At 66.5% G+C, this 13,750-nt stretch carries 13 protein-coding genes; 7 read left to right on the top strand and 6 right to left on the bottom strand.

The genetic code is table 11. The features are described from left to right. Nucleotides 1-9: 9 nt before the first annotated feature. Together WS89_RS00465 and WS89_RS00460 are read right to left on the bottom strand one after the other, a co-directional pair. Complete coding sequence (locus WS89_RS00465) at nucleotides 10-1,071, bottom strand: alkene reductase (protein WP_059502729.1); 1,062 nt, start codon at nucleotides 1,069-1,071, stop codon at nucleotides 10-12. An 81-nt stretch (nucleotides 1,072-1,152) separates the two neighbouring features. After that, complete coding sequence (locus tag WS89_RS00460; RefSeq protein WP_011547377.1) at nucleotides 1,153-1,461, bottom strand: ArsR/SmtB family transcription factor; 309 nt, start codon at nucleotides 1,459-1,461, stop codon at nucleotides 1,153-1,155. A gap of 246 nt (nucleotides 1,462-1,707) precedes the next feature. Here WS89_RS00460 and WS89_RS00455 point away from each other — a divergent pair, with 246 nt between their 5' ends. Further along, nucleotides 1,708-2,418: an HAD family hydrolase gene (locus WS89_RS00455; RefSeq protein WP_059502730.1), complete on the top strand. Its 711-nt coding sequence runs from the start codon at nucleotides 1,708-1,710 to the stop codon at nucleotides 2,416-2,418. Nucleotides 2,419-2,503: 85 nt separating this feature from the next. Beyond that, nucleotides 2,504-3,676 (top strand): hypothetical protein, encoded by a 1,173-nt coding sequence (locus WS89_RS00450; protein ID WP_059789112.1) that lies wholly within the window; start codon nucleotides 2,504-2,506, stop codon nucleotides 3,674-3,676. A gap of 152 nt (nucleotides 3,677-3,828) precedes the next feature. Here WS89_RS00450 and WS89_RS00445 read toward each other — a convergent pair whose 3' ends face one another. Both WS89_RS00445 and WS89_RS00440 read right to left on the bottom strand, forming a co-directional pair. Beyond that, entirely contained in the window at nucleotides 3,829-4,170 is a 342-nt protein-coding gene (locus WS89_RS00445; protein ID WP_059502820.1) for a cupredoxin domain-containing protein, read from the bottom strand. A 19-nt stretch (nucleotides 4,171-4,189) separates the two neighbouring features. Next, on the bottom strand, nucleotides 4,190-5,134 hold the full coding sequence (locus tag WS89_RS00440) for a metallophosphoesterase family protein (RefSeq protein WP_059789111.1): 945 nt from the start codon (nucleotides 5,132-5,134) through the stop codon (nucleotides 4,190-4,192). A gap of 252 nt (nucleotides 5,135-5,386) precedes the next feature. Here WS89_RS00440 and WS89_RS00435 point away from each other — a divergent pair, with 252 nt between their 5' ends. The 3 genes from WS89_RS00435 to WS89_RS00425 all read left to right on the top strand — a co-directional run bounded on the left by WS89_RS00435 (nucleotide 5,387) and on the right by WS89_RS00425 (nucleotide 8,786). Continuing rightward, nucleotides 5,387-5,596: a hypothetical protein gene (locus tag WS89_RS00435; RefSeq protein WP_059789110.1), complete on the top strand. Its 210-nt coding sequence runs from the start codon at nucleotides 5,387-5,389 to the stop codon at nucleotides 5,594-5,596. Nucleotides 5,597-5,676: 80 nt separating this feature from the next. After that, a complete protein-coding gene (locus WS89_RS00430; RefSeq protein ID WP_059789109.1) occupies nucleotides 5,677-7,428 on the top strand; it encodes an ABC transporter permease in 1,752 nt (583 codons plus the stop codon). Between the two features lie 11 nt (nucleotides 7,429-7,439). Then, nucleotides 7,440-8,786 carry an ABC transporter ATP-binding protein gene (locus WS89_RS00425; protein WP_059789108.1) on the top strand — a complete coding sequence of 449 codons (1,347 nt, stop codon included), beginning with the start codon at nucleotides 7,440-7,442 and terminating at the stop codon, nucleotides 8,784-8,786. A gap of 27 nt (nucleotides 8,787-8,813) precedes the next feature. On the opposite strand, the gene WS89_RS00420 is transcribed toward WS89_RS00425, so the two are convergent. After that, on the bottom strand, nucleotides 8,814-9,692 hold the full coding sequence (locus tag WS89_RS00420; RefSeq protein ID WP_059500173.1) for a MurR/RpiR family transcriptional regulator: 879 nt from the start codon (nucleotides 9,690-9,692) through the stop codon (nucleotides 8,814-8,816). A gap of 367 nt (nucleotides 9,693-10,059) precedes the next feature. On the opposite strand from WS89_RS00420, the gene ggt reads away from it, so the two are divergent. Beyond that, nucleotides 10,060-11,811, top strand: a complete 1,752-nt coding sequence (gene ggt, locus WS89_RS00415) for a gamma-glutamyltransferase (RefSeq protein ID WP_059789107.1) — start codon at nucleotides 10,060-10,062, stop codon at nucleotides 11,809-11,811. A gap of 178 nt (nucleotides 11,812-11,989) precedes the next feature. Beyond that, complete coding sequence (locus WS89_RS00410) at nucleotides 11,990-13,318, top strand: dicarboxylate/amino acid:cation symporter (protein WP_059789106.1); 1,329 nt, start codon at nucleotides 11,990-11,992, stop codon at nucleotides 13,316-13,318. Between the two features lie 3 nt (nucleotides 13,319-13,321). Here WS89_RS00410 and WS89_RS00405 read toward each other — a convergent pair whose 3' ends face one another. Continuing rightward, a complete protein-coding gene (locus WS89_RS00405; RefSeq protein ID WP_034204517.1) occupies nucleotides 13,322-13,711 on the bottom strand; it encodes a DUF3331 domain-containing protein in 390 nt (129 codons plus the stop codon). Between the last annotated feature and the right edge of the window lie 39 nt (nucleotides 13,712-13,750).

Here is a 13,750-nt window from a genome sequence, read left to right as displayed (position 1 = left end):
GTTCTGCCGTCAGGCCGCGTCGCTCAGCGCCGGGTAGTCGGTGTAGCCCGTTTCGCCTTCCGCGTAGAACGTTTCCGGCACCGGTGTGTTGAGCGGCGCACCGATTTCGAGGCGGCGCGGCAGGTCCGGGTTCGCGATGAACAGCTTGCCCCAGGCGATCGCATCGGCGCTGCCGTTCGCGAGCGCGGCCTGCGCGGTATCGAGCGTGAACTGCTCGTTCGCGATCAGCGGGCCGCCGAACGCCTCCTTCAGGCGCGGGCTCAACTCGTCGCCCGAATACGATTCGCGCGTGAAGATGAACGCGATCCTGCGGCGGCCGAGTTCGCGCGCGACATAGCCGAACGTTGCCGCCGGATCGGAGTCGCCCATGGTATGCGCGTCGCCGCGCGGTGCGAGGTGCACGCCGACCCGGCCGGCGCCCCACACGTCGATCGCCGCGTCGACCACTTCGAGCAGCAGGCGGGCGCGATTCTCGATCGGGCCGCCGTATGCATCGGTGCGGCGATTGGTGCTGTCCTGCAGGAACTGGTCGAGCAGGTAGCCGTTCGCGCCGTGAATCTCCACGCCGTCGAAGCCGGCTGCCTTCGCATTTTCGGCGCCCTTGCGGTACGCGGCGACGATGCCCGGAATTTCGTCGAGTTCGAGCGCACGCGGCGTCACGTACGGGCGCTGCGGACGCACGAGGCTCACGTGGCCGCCCGCGGCGATCGCGCTCGGCGCGACCGGCAGATCGCCGTTCAGGAACATCGGATCGGAGATCCGGCCGACGTGCCAGAGCTGCAGCACGATGCGCCCGCCAGCCGCGTGCACGGCCTGCGTGATCTGCTTCCAGCCTTCGACCTGCTCGTCGGACCAGATGCCGGGCGTGTCGGCATAGCCGACGCCTTGCGGCGTGACCGACGTCGCTTCGGTAATGATCAGGCCGGCCGACGCGCGCTCGGCGTAGTAGCGCGCCATCAGCGCGTTCGGCACGCGCGCCGCGCCCGCACGGGAGCGGGTGAGCGGCGCCATCACGATGCGGTTCGGCAGGGTCAGCTCGCCGAGGGTAACGGGATCGAACAACGTGGGCATGGCAGATAACCTCTTACGAAAGGCGGGAAAGCCGCCGCGTCGTGTGCGACGGCGCCCCCGCATGGCCGGTTCGGCCGTTGGCTAGAGTTCGCGGCGCAGAGCGTCGAGAAATGCGTCGATGACGGCCTCGTTGCGCTGGAAGAACGCCCATTGGCCGATCCGCGTCGACGTCACGAGCCCCGCGCGCTGCAGCGTGGCGAGGTGGGCGGACACGGTCGACTGCGACAGCCCGCAGCGCGCGTCGATCTGGCCCGCGCAGACGCCGTGTTCGTACGGCAGCGTCTGTTGCGGAAAATGCTCGCCGGGCGTTTTCAGCCAGACGAGGATCTCCCGGCGCACGGGGTTCGAGAGCGCTTTCAGGATCGCGTCGATGTCGAGTTCGGTCGGCATGGAAAGGCTGGGTGTGTCGATCAGGCAACGGGTATCGTCGATGAACGAATCTTATATCGTTATTTTGCGATATGTTCGAAAGCACTGTCGGCAATGGGGTTGATAGCGTGCGTCGATCGCGGGGGCGGATCGACGGCGGGAGGCGCCTTCGACGGAGGGGCACCGGTTTCTGGCCATCTCGGCGACGATCTCATGTCGCCGCCCGCGTAACATACGTGGCATCGTGCTTGGCTTACGGAGTCTTTCATGCCAGTTCGGGCCGTGATATTCGATTTCGACCTGACGCTGGCGGATTCGTCCGCCGCGATCGTCGCGTGCACCGAGCATGCGCTGGACCGGCTCGGCGCCGCCGGCCCGACGCCCGCGCAGATCGGCGCCGTGATCGGGCTGCCGCTGCCGGACATGTTCCGTTCGTTGACGGGCGAAACCGGCGCGGCGCGGGCCGATGCGTTCGCGCGGCACTTCGTGGCGCGCGCCGACGAGATCATGGTGTCCGGCACCCGCATCTATCCCGAAGTGCCGCCGCTGCTTGCGGCGTTGCGCGAGCAAGGAATCGCCGTCGCGATCGTGTCGTCCAAGTTTCGCTACCGGATCGACGCGATTCTCGAACGTCACGGCTTGCAATCGCGGGTCGACGTGGTGATCGGCGGGGAAGACGTGCAGCGCCACAAGCCGGACCCCGAAGGGCTCGTGCAGGCACTGGCGCGGCTGGGTCTGCCTGCCGCGGCGGCGGTCTACGTCGGCGACCACGCAGTGGACGCGCAGGCGGCCGAGCGCGCCGGCGTGCCGTTCGTCGGCGCGGTGAGCGGCATGACGTCGTTCGAAGCGTGGGCGCGCGCCGGCAAGCAGGCTGTGCCGACACATATCGGCGAACTGGCCGGCATCGTGCAGCAGATGCAGCGCCGCTCGGGCGAAGCGTGCGCCGACGTCGAACCGGGTGCGCAACCGGCCGGCTGACCCGTTTTCCGCAACGGGCCGGCAGCGCGCGACGGATTCTGCAACCATCGCCGTTCAAGTCATATCCGCCACTCGAGTCGCCGCCATGTCCGTCATATCCGTCGCCTTTGCCCGCATCCGACGCGCCGCGCGTGCGCTGCCGGCAGCCCGAGCCCTTTCATCTGCCGTGCCGCTTGCGGTAGCCTGCGCGGCGGCGGGCATGCTGGCCGCCACACAGCCGGCCGAAGCCGTCACGCCCACGCAGCGCGAACGCCTCGAAGCGCCGGTCAAGGCCGTCGCCGACCAACGGGTGACCGTCGACACGTCGCAGGGCCGCGCGATGCTGCCCGTCTACGCCGATCATCCGCTCGACCGGGCCGCGCCCGACGTCACGCGCGTGTTCATCGTGATTCACGGCACGCTGCGCAATGCCGACGCGTACTACGCAACGGGGCGCAAGGTCGTCGACAAGGCCGGCGCGCTCGGCGCGGGCACGATGGTGGTCGCACCGCAGTTCCTGACACGCGCCGACGTGCGCGCGTTTTCGTTGCCCGCACCGACGCTCGCGTGGACGCAGGAAGGATGGAAGGGCGGCGACCCGGCGCGCGAGCCGGGCCCGATCAGCTCGTTCGCGGCGCTCGACGCGCTGCTCGCGCATTTCGCCGACCGCAGCCTGTACCCGTCGTTATCCACGGTCGTCGTGATCGGTCACTCCGCCGGCGCGCAGTTGCTGCAGCGTTATGCAGTCACCGGGCGCGAAGGCGATGCGCTGGCACGGGCCGGCGTCGCCGTGCGCTACGTGGTCGCGAACCCGTCGAGCTACCTGTATTTCGACGACGAACGCCCGAATGCCGACGCGCTTGCAGGCGGCGCCTGTCCGCGCGCGACGGAATGGAAGTACGGGTTGAAATCGGCGCCGCCTTACGTTGCGTCGCAGGACGTGCGCGATCTCGAGACGCGCTACGTCGCGCGCCATGTCGTGTACCTGCTCGGGCAGGCCGACACGAATCCCTACACGCATTTCATCGATCGCTCGTGCGCGGCGATGGCGCAGGGGCCGTACCGGTTGGCGCGCGGGCTCGCCTATTTCGATTACCTGAAGAAGCGGCATCCGGACGATCTCGCGCAGCAGGTCGTCGAAGTGCCGGGTGTCGGGCATGACGGCCTCGGCATGTTCACGTCTGCCTGCGGTCTGGCCGTGTTGTTCGGGCAGGCGTTGCCGCCGTCGTGTCCGGTCGTCGCCGGCACCGCGCCGGACCTGCGCGCAGCGGGGCGGTGAGCCTGCGTGCAAGGCTCGCCCGTGACGAAAAGCGATCGAACGGAAAATGCAGGAATCGCAAGCGAATCAGTCTGCCTGGCGAGCGAAGGGGCGACGGCCTTTGCAGGCGGCTGCCGCTCGTGGTTCGCCCGCGCGTTGCGTGGCGGGCCGCGTCATTCGACGGTGATCGTCTCCTTCATGTACGGATGAATCCCGCAGAACACCTTGTAGACGCCCGGCTTGTCGAAGCGGAACGCATACGTCTCGTCCTGGTCGAGCGCCTTCGAATGAAAGATGCCGGCGTCGTTGACGACGGTATGCGGCTCCGCGTCGAGATTCTTCCACGTGATCGTCGTGCCGGCCTTGATCGTGGTCGACATCGGCGAAAACATGAAATTGCGGATCGTCACGAGCGGGCCGCCCGGGCCCTGCGCGAATGCGGCGGGCGGCGTGCCGGCGGCCGCGCCGCACAGGATCAGCATCGCGACGATTCGAGCGCGTTGGAAGCGAATCATGTCGTTCTCCTTATTTTGATCACGCGAGCGTCGCATCGTGCAGCGACGACGCGACCGGGTGACCTGCGAATTCGACGGTCGTCACGCCGAGCATCGACGGCAGCCGCTCGTGCGGCACCGTGAGCGGGACGGGGCCCGGGCCGTTGCCGGCCGTCGGCTGCGGGAACGCGGTCGAGCGGGCGGTATGAAACGTCACGTTGCCCTCCACCTTCGACACGATCTGATGGATATGTCCGTTCAGGACGGTGACCGAGCCGAAGCGGCGCAGCAGCGCCATCGTCTGCGGCGCGTCGCCGGTACCCCAGCCCCACGGCTCGTAGATGGTCCACATCGGCATGTGCGAGAACACGACGATCGGCGTGCTCGACGAGCGGCCTTTCAGATCCTGTGCGAGCCACGCGAGCTGCTCGTTGCCGAAGCTGCCGAGCCCGTTCGGCTTGAAGTGCATCACGTTGACGAGGCCGATGAAGTGCACGCCCGCATGGTCGAAGCTGTAATAGCCGCGGTTGTCCGACGCCTTGCCGAACCGGGCGAAATATTCGGCGCCCGAACCGTCGGTGACGTCGTGTTCGCCGGGCACCGTATGCAGTTCCGGCACGCGCAGCGCGGCCAGCAACTGCGACGCGTGATCGAATTCCTCCGGCTTCGAGAGGTGCGTGATGTCGCCGGTATGGATCGTCAGCGCGGGCAGCGCAGGCATCCCGTTGACGAGGTCGATCGTCTGCTTCAGCGTGGCCGACACGTCGGGATTCGCGTCCTTGTTGAAACCGATGTGCGTATCGCTGATCTGGACGAACAGCGGTCGGCCCGCGTCGGCCGGGCGCGCGTCGCCGGTCTGCGCGAGCGCGAGGTCGAACGGGATGAGGATGCCGCCCGACAGCGTGAACAGCGTGCCGAGCCCGCCGAAGGCCATGCACTGCAGGGCCTTGCGGCGCGACGGGCGGGTGGGGGTCGATGAAGACATGTAAGCCTCGCATTCGTGTGACGAAACCGGACGGCCGGATCGTCCTGGAATAAGCCGGCGCCTTCGCATGCGATACCGGCGAGGCGGCGCATTTATTCCCGACCGTTGCGGGATCGACTCCGTGTTCGGGGCCGACGGCGCGATGCATGACGCCCGCCGGATGACCTGTCAATGTCCTGTAAGTGACACGTCACATTTGCGTCACGACCGCCCGATAGCCTCCCACTCCGAATCACCTCTCCGGAGCCCTTCATGCCGAACTTCGCGGCAACGGACACAGTCGGTGCGGTCGGTCACCGCATGCGCACCCTCGGCCTCGCGCCGTTTTTTCTGATCGTTGCCGGCGGCATCGCCGATGTCGGCATTCATCCCGGTGCCGGTTTCCGTTTCGTCAAGGCAGGCTCGGTGCTGCCGCTCGCGCGGTCGGCCATCCCATACCGGGCACTGCACGGGCTGTCCTGATTCGCACCGCGGGTGCGACGCCCGGCCGCGCGGCACGCGGCCGGACCCATCGATTTTCAATTCGACACAAGACGCTACCGATGGATATCAGTTTCGATCCGAACCGCACCGCGAACGCCTCGGCGTGGCGCGTGCTGCCCAACCGCTGGGATGCCGTCGCGTTTCCGCTGATCATCTGCGTGCTGGCGATGGCGATCGTCGGTTTTCACCAGACGATGGCGCCGATCGGCGTGCTGCAGACGCAGAAGATCTCGCTCGATCCGGCGAGCCTGCCCGAATACGCATTGCGCACCACGCTGCGAATGCTCGCCGCGATGGTCGCGTCGCTCGTGTTTACGCTCGTCTACGGCACGCTCGCCGCGAAAAGCCGCCGCGCGGGCATGGTGCTGATCCCGATCCTCGACATCCTGCAGTCGGTGCCGGTGCTCGGCTACATCTCGTTTACGGTCACGTTCTTTCTCGCGCTGTTTCCGGGGCGCGTGCTCGGTGCGGAGCTGGCCGCGATCTTCGCGATCTTCACGAGCCAGGCATGGAACATGACGTTCAGCTTCTACCAGTCGCTGCGCACGGTGCCGCGCGACTTGAGCGAAGTGTCGCGCGGATTTCACCTGACGTCGTGGCAGCGCTTCTGGAAGCTGGAAGTGCCGTTCTCGATGCCGAGCCTGATCTGGAACATGATGATGTCGATGTCGGGCGGCTGGTTCTTCGTCGTCGCGTCGGAGGCGATCACCGTCGGCAACCAGACGATCACGCTGCCGGGCATCGGCGCGTATCTCGCGCAGGCGATCTCGGACAAGAATCTCGGCGCGGTCGGCTGGGTGATCGTCGCGATGTCGGTCGTGATCCTCGCCTACGACCAGTTCCTGTTCCGCCCGCTGGTCGCATGGGCCGACAAGTTCCGGATGGAGAACACCGCGTCGGGCGATGCGCCGCAATCCTGGCTGCTCGACATGATGCGTCGCACGCATCTGATCCATCAGTTGCTCGTGCCCGCCGGCTGGCTGCTGTCGCAGGCCGCGCGGATTCCACTGCGACTGCCGGCGCTGAAGGGCACGCGTGCGCGCGGCGCATCGTCGCGCCGTTCGTCGCGCATCGGCGACATCGTGTGGGGCGCGTTCGTGATCGTGCTGACGGTGTACGTCGTCTGGCGCGTCGTCAGCTTCGTCGCGACCGGCGTGACGATGGCCGAAGTCGGCCACGTGCTCGTGCTCGGGCTCGTGACGCTGCTGCGCGTGCTGGTGCTGATCGCGATCGCGTCGGCGATCTGGGTGCCGCTCGGCGTGTTGATCGGGCTGCGCCCGAAGCTGGCCGAGAAGGTCCAGCCGCTCGCGCAGTTCCTCGCCGCGTTTCCGGCGAACCTGCTGTTCCCGGTATTCGTGATCGTGATCGTCCGCTTTCACCTGAACGCGGATATCTGGCTGTCGCCGCTGATCGTGCTCGGCACGCAGTGGTACATCCTGTTCAACGTGATCGCCGGCGCGATGTCCTATCCGAACGACTACAAGGAAGCGACGAAGAATTTCCGCATCCGCGGCTGGCAGTGGTGGCGTCAGGCGATCCTGCCGGGCATCTTCCCGTACTACGTGACGGGCGCGATCACCGCATCGGGCGGCGCGTGGAACGCGAGCATCGTGTCCGAGTTCGTACAGTGGGGCGACACGAAGGTCGTCGCGCACGGTCTTGGCTCGTATATCGCGCAAACGACCGCCGCCGGCGATTTCCCGAAGATCATCCTCGGCATCGCCGTGATGTCCCTGTTCGTTACCTTGTTCAACCGCCTGCTGTGGCGTCCGATGTACGCCTATGCGGAATCCCGGCTCCGTCTCGATTGAGAGTAAGCGCGATGCAAAATTCGACCGTTATCAACGCCCCCGTCAAGACGTCCCAGCCGCTGCAGCCGCCCCGGCTCGGCGAGGAAATCCTGCGCGTCGAGCACGTGAACCGCGGTTTCAACAAGACGCAGGGCGAGCTGCTCGTGCTCGACGACGCGAACCTGTCGCTGCGCGAAGGCGAGATCGTCGGCCTGCTCGGCCGCTCGGGCTCGGGCAAGTCGACGCTGCTGCGCATCATCGCCGGCCTGATCGAGCCGACCGACGGCGAAGTGACCTATCTCGGCAAGCCGTTGCGCGGCCCGGCCGAAGGCGTCGCGATGGTGTTCCAGACCTTCGCGCTATTCCCGTGGCTCACCGTGCTGCAGAACGTGGAAGCCGGGCTGGAGGCGCTCGGCGTCGGCGCGCGCGAGCGGCGCGAACGCGCGCTGGCCGCGATCGACCTGATCGGCCTCGACGGCTTCGAGAACGCGTATCCGCGCGAGCTGTCGGGCGGGATGCGCCAGCGCGTCGGGTTTGCGCGCGCGCTCGTCGTCGATCCGACTATCCTGCTGATGGACGAGCCGTTCTCCGCGCTCGACGTGCTGACCGCCGAAACGCTGCGCACCGACTTGCTGGATTTGTGGACGCAAGGCCGCATGCCGATCAAGTCGGTGCTGATCGTCACGCACAACATCGAGGAAGCGGTGTTCATGTGCGATCGGATCCTCGTGCTGTCGTCGAACCCGGGCCGCGTGATCGCCGAGATCAAGGTGCCGTTCAAGCATCCGCGCAATCGGCTCGATACCGATTTCCGCAAGCTGGTCGACGACATCTACGCGAAGATGACGGCGCGCCAGACCGGCGAGGCGACGAAGAAGGGGCTCGAGCTCGGCAGCTGGCTGCCGCAGGTGTCGACCAACCTGATGGCCGGCCTGATCGAGACGCTCGCGATGGCGCCGTACCACGGCCGCGCCGACATGCCGGAAATCGCGCGCACGCTGCATCTGGAGGTCGACGACCTGTTCCCGATCGCGGAAGTGCTGCAGTACCTCGGCTTCGCGGACGTGCGCGAAGGCGACGTGTTCCTGACGCCGCCCGCACGCGTGTTCGCGGAATTCGGCACGCAGGAGCGCAAGCTGATGTTCGCGGATCACCTGCTGAAGCACGTGCCGCTTGCTGCCCGGATCAGGAAGGTGCTGAACGAGCGTCCGGGCCACCGCGCGCCGCGCGTGCGCTTCGAGCAGGAGCTGGAGGATTTCCTGTCCGACGAAGCGGCCGAGGAAACGCTCGACGCGGTGATCGACTGGGGGCGGTACGGGGAGGTCTTCTCGTACAACGACAAGACGGAAGTGTTCAGTCTGGAGGACGTCGAGAGTTGAGCGCCGCGCCCGAATGGCGGCCACGTGTCATTCGGGCAAATCGCGCTGGCTGGTATCCCACTCGATCCCGCCCGCGTTGAGCTGTTCGATCTTCTCCATCCGCTGCCGGGCCAGTTCCGGCAGCCGGTTCGTCACGCCGATCACCAGCGCTTCGGCGAGCGCCAGCGCCGGCACGTTGGTCTGCAGCATCGCGAAAGGGCGCCCCTGGATCCGCAGCACGATCTCCGCGAATTCGCCGATCGGCGAGCGCCATTCGTCGGTGATCAGCAGGATCCGCGCGCCGAGCCGGTGCGCGGCCTGCGCGAAGCGGATGCTGTCCTTCTGGTAGCGGCGAAAGTCGAAGATCACGAGCAGGTCGGTGCGCCCCATGTCGGCCAGCGCGACGGACGCGAGATTCACGTTCGGCTCGACGTACTGCACGTGCGGCCGTGCATAGGCCAGCGTGAACGAGAACAGCGACGCGAGCGGCGCCGTATAGCGCCCGCCGCCGCAGAAGATGCGTACGTCCGGATCGGCCAGCACCGCCACCGCTGCGTCGAACGCGGCCGCGTCGAGCCCTTCGATCGTGGTCGCGAGCGATTCGGACAGCCGCTGGAAAATCGCCGCGTGGCTGTCGCGCATGCCCGTTTCCGAATGAAACGCATCCATGCGCGCGAGCGGCGAATTCATCGCGGTGTCGATCTCGTCGTGCAGCGCCTGCTGGAACGACGAATAGTTCGGAAAGCCGATCCGGACGACGAAGCGGAACACGGTCGGGTCGCTGACTTCCGCCTGCTTCGCGAACTGCGCGATGGGGCCCAGCCCGAGACTGGGATAGCGATCCAGCAACGCCTGCGCGACCTTCTGTTCCGACGGCGTGAAGCTATCCATCTGGGATAGCAGCAACGCCCTGATGCTCGTCCCCATCGGCACTCCGGCTCTCTATCTGAATTGAACGATCGAACGGCAGACGTGCGTCTGCCGGTAACTGCACGCATGTTAGCCGATCGACGTGCGGCAGGCCGCGCACGGTTCGAAATTAGAGGGACGTATCGCTCGATCCACGAATACGTTCATATATGTAATAAATCTAACATGCCTCGACAAAGATAGTCCCGCATATCCGCTTTGAATTCAGTAATTACCCTAGTTTTTGACGCAAAAAAGCGGGTGCTATGATCGCGGCCTTGCGGAAATGTACCGTTTATTACACGTCGAACGGGCGGCGTCGATACGCGGTGGTGCGGCCGCGCATCCCGGCATGCGCCGGTTTATTCGTCTGGAGGATTCCGTCATGAGGCGGCTCGTAGTACTCACCCTGTTGTCCGCGATGAGCGTGTGCGCGTTCGCCGCGTCGGACCCGGCGGTCGAAGCGAAGAACGGCATGGTCGTGTCGTCGCAGCACTTCGCGTCGCAGATCGGCGTCGACATCCTGAAGGCAGGCGGCAACGCGGTGGACGCGGCGGTGGCCGTCGGCTATGCGCAGGCCGTGACCAACCCATGCTGCGGCAACATCGGCGGCGGCGGCTTCATGACCCTCCACCTGGCCGACGGTCGCGACCGCTTCATCAATTTCCGCGAGACAGCGCCGGCCGCGGCGTCCGCGAACATGTATCTCGATGCGGCCGGCAACGTCATTCCGGACCAGAGCCTGTACGGCTATCGCGCGGTCGGCGTGCCGGGCACGGTGGCCGGGCTCGATCTCGCGCAGCGCAAGTACGGGAAGCTGACACGCAAGCAGGTGATGGCGCCGGCGATCCGGCTCGCGCGCGACGGCTTCGTGCTGACGCGCGGCGATACCGACATCCTCGACACGACGGTCGAGCGCTTCAGGAAGGACCCGGAAGCCGCGCGCATCTTCCTGCGCCCGGACGGCACGGCGTTGCAGCCGGGCGATCGTCTGGTGCAGAAGGATCTGGCGCGCACGCTCGAGCGCATCGCGGAGCAGGGGCCGGACGCGTTCTATCACGGCGAGATTCCGAAGATCGTGGAAGCGGCGGCCAGGCGCGGCGGCGGCGTGATCACGGCGGCCGATTTCGCGTCCTATCGCGCGCAGGACATGGCGCCGCTGACGTGCACGTATCGCGGCTACGAGTTCGTGTCGGCGCCGCCGCCGAGTTCGGGCGGCGTGACGATGTGCGAGACGCTGAACATCCTCGAAGGATATGACCTGCGCAAGCTCGGCTATCACTCGGCCGCGGCGGTCCACTATATGACCGAAGCGATGCGCCATGCGTACGAAGACCGCAACACGCTGCTCGGCGATCCGGACTTCATCGACAACCCGGTTGCGAAGCTGACGAGCAAGGAGTACGCGGCGCAGATCCGCAAGAGCATCCATGCCGACACGGCGACGCCGTCGGTCGACGTGCAGCCCGGCGTCGGCGTGCACGAGAAGCCGGAAACGACGCATTATTCGATCGTCGACCACGACGGCAATGCGGTGTCGACGACCTATACGGTCAACGGCCGCTTCGGCGCCGTGGTCATCGCGCCGGGCACGGGCTTCTTCCTGAACGACGAGATGGACGACTTCACCGTGAAGGTCGGCGCGCAGAACCTGTTCGGCCTCGTGCAGGGCACGCGCAACTCGATCGCGCCGGGCAAGCGTCCGCTGTCGTCGATGGCGCCGACCATCGTGAAGAAGGACGGCAAGGTATTCATGGTGGTCGGTTCGCCGGGCGGCTCGCGCATCATCACGATCACGCTGCAGACCGTGCTGAACGTGATCGACTACGGGATGACGCCGCAGGACGCGGTCGCCGCGCCGCGCATCCATCATCAGTGGCTGCCCGACGCGGTCTATTACGAAACCTACGGCCTGTCGCCCGACACGCTCGCGATCCTTCGCAACATGGGCTACAAGATGGTCGAGCAGACGCCGTGGGGCGCCGCCGAGCTGATCATGGTCGGCCTGCCGGGCACCGAAGCCGCGAGCCGCCAGAGTTCCGGGAACGATTCGTCCGTGTCCGGCAACGTGCGTGTGGGCTTCATCTACGGCTACAACGACCCGCGCCGTCCGGCGGGCTCCGCAATCGGCTATTGATCCGATCGCTGCATGCCGGATCGCTGCCGCCGGCGTTCGCGTTGCCGCGAATGCCGGTGCGGCGGCGCGTCCGTCCGCGGATCTCCGTGTCGGCCCGAGCGGCGCGCTCCGCGCGCCCCATGGCACGGCACGCGCCTCTTTCTTCCGTCAACTCCATCGCCGTGCGGCGAATTCCATCATGAACAAACGAATGTCTGCGGCAGGCTGGATCCTGCTCGCGATGGCAGCCGGCATCCTGATCGGCTACCTGATCTACACGCAGCTTCCGGACAAGCAGTCGGCCGCCGAAATCGCCGGCTACATCTCGCTCGTATCCGACGTGTTCCTGCGGCTGATCAAGATGGTGATCGGCCCGCTGGTGTTCTCGACGCTGGTGGTCGGCATCGCGCACATGGGCGACGCGTCGTCGGTCGGGCGCGTGTTCGTGAAGGCGCTCGGCTGGTTCGTCACCGCGTCGCTGGTCTCGCTGCTGCTCGGGTTGCTAATGGCGAACCTGCTGCGGCCCGGCGAGAACCTCGGCCTGCCGCTGCCGGACATCGGCGCGTCCGCGCATCTCGCGACGTCGAAGTTCACGCTGAAGGATTTCGTCGGGCACATGGTGCCGAAGTCGATCGCCGAGGCGATGGCGAACAACGAGATCCTGCAGATCGTCGTGTTCTCGATGTTCTTCGGCGTCGCGCTCGCCGCACTCGGCGAGCGCGGCAAGATCCTCGTCGCCGCGATCGACCAGCTTGCGCACGTGATGCTGAAGATCACCGGCTACGTGATGAAGCTCGCGCCGCTCGCGGTGATGGCGGCGATGGCGTCGACCGTCGCGGTCAACGGATTGTCGATCCTGCTGAAGTTCGCGGTGTTCATGGGCGACTTCTACGTGAGCCTCGTGCTGCTGTGGGCCACGCTCGTCGCTGCCGGGCTGCTGTTCCTCGGCCGCCGTGTGTTCAAGCTGCTCGTGCTGATCAAGGAAGCGTTCATGCTGTCGTTCGCGACGGCCAGCTCCGAAGCCGCGTATCCGAAGATCCTCGACGCGCTCGACCGTTTCGGCGTGCGCCGCAAGATCTCGAGCTTCGTGATGCCGATGGGCTATTCGTTCAACCTCGACGGGTCGATGATGTACTGCACGTTCGCGTCGCTGTTCATCGCGCAGGCGTACAACATCCACCTGTCGTTCGGCACGCAGGTCACGATGCTGCTGATCCTGATGCTGACGTCGAAGGGGATGGCCGGCGTGCCGCGTGCATCGCTCGTCGTGATCGCGGCGACGCTGCACCAGTTCAACATCCCGGAAGCCGGGCTGCTGCTGATTCTCGGCGTCGACACGTTCCTCGACATGGGCCGCTCGGCCACCAATGCGGTGGGCAACTCGATCGCCAGCGCGGTGGTCGCGAAGTGGGAAGGCGAGCTGATGTCGGAGTCCGAAGCGAACGCGCATGCCGCGCATCTCGACGCCCAGCTCGAACGGCAGAACGATGCGCCGGCCTATGGCGCCGGGCAGCCCACGTCGACCTGACGATCAGGCCGCCAGGGCGTCGTCGATGCAGGCCGCGAGCACCATCGCGGCGGCGTTGCCCGGCGTCGAGCCGAGCAGTTGCGGCGCATAGACGCTGTCGCCGATCTCGATCGATCGCCCCGACAGCGCGCACACGCCGCGCTTGCGCGTCGTGAACAGGCGCCACTTCTGGTAGCCGTAGTGCCCGGTGCACGCGTCGCACCACGAGATCATCACGGTGTCGGCCGTGGGCCGTTCGAGCACGCTGATGGTCGGCTTGCTCGTCGCGTCCCACGACGGCAGCCGGTCGCGCGTGACGCTGCGCCGCCGCGGGCCGCCCCACGAGACGGACGGCATGTCGAAGCGGCCGATTGCGGCGACGGTCATGAGCCAGGGCGCTGCACGGTTGTTCATGTCTCTGTTCCTCGAAACGTTACGGGGTGCCGCGACGCG

It is taken from the genome of Burkholderia sp. MSMB1072 (genome assembly GCF_001524725.1).
Lineage (GTDB): Bacteria > Pseudomonadota > Gammaproteobacteria > Burkholderiales > Burkholderiaceae > Burkholderia.
The sequence above is the reverse complement of the archived record's forward strand: the minus strand, read 5'-3'. Positions and strand labels throughout refer to the sequence as shown.

Bases quoted from the DNA above. Each gene is read 5' to 3' on its own strand.
- WS89_RS00465 (WP_059502729.1), bottom strand. From the start codon at position 1,071: ATGCCCACGTTGTTCGATCCCGTTACCCTCGGCGAGCTGACCCTGCCG.
- WS89_RS00460 (WP_011547377.1), bottom strand. From the start codon at position 1,461: ATGCCGACCGAACTCGACATCGACGCGATCCTGAAAGCGCTCTCGAAC.
- WS89_RS00455 (WP_059502730.1), top strand. From the start codon at position 1,708: ATGCCAGTTCGGGCCGTGATATTCGATTTCGACCTGACGCTGGCGGAT.
- WS89_RS00450 (WP_059789112.1), top strand. From the start codon at position 2,504: ATGTCCGTCATATCCGTCGCCTTTGCCCGCATCCGACGCGCCGCGCGT.
- WS89_RS00445 (WP_059502820.1), bottom strand. From the start codon at position 4,170: ATGATTCGCTTCCAACGCGCTCGAATCGTCGCGATGCTGATCCTGTGC.
- WS89_RS00440 (WP_059789111.1), bottom strand. From the start codon at position 5,134: ATGTCTTCATCGACCCCCACCCGCCCGTCGCGCCGCAAGGCCCTGCAG.
- WS89_RS00435 (WP_059789110.1), top strand. From the start codon at position 5,387: ATGCCGAACTTCGCGGCAACGGACACAGTCGGTGCGGTCGGTCACCGC.
- WS89_RS00430 (WP_059789109.1), top strand. From the start codon at position 5,677: ATGGATATCAGTTTCGATCCGAACCGCACCGCGAACGCCTCGGCGTGG.
- WS89_RS00425 (WP_059789108.1), top strand. From the start codon at position 7,440: ATGCAAAATTCGACCGTTATCAACGCCCCCGTCAAGACGTCCCAGCCG.
- WS89_RS00420 (WP_059500173.1), bottom strand. From the start codon at position 9,692: ATGGGGACGAGCATCAGGGCGTTGCTGCTATCCCAGATGGATAGCTTC.
- ggt (WP_059789107.1), top strand. From the start codon at position 10,060: ATGAGGCGGCTCGTAGTACTCACCCTGTTGTCCGCGATGAGCGTGTGC.
- WS89_RS00410 (WP_059789106.1), top strand. From the start codon at position 11,990: ATGAACAAACGAATGTCTGCGGCAGGCTGGATCCTGCTCGCGATGGCA.
- WS89_RS00405 (WP_034204517.1), bottom strand. From the start codon at position 13,711: ATGAACAACCGTGCAGCGCCCTGGCTCATGACCGTCGCCGCAATCGGC.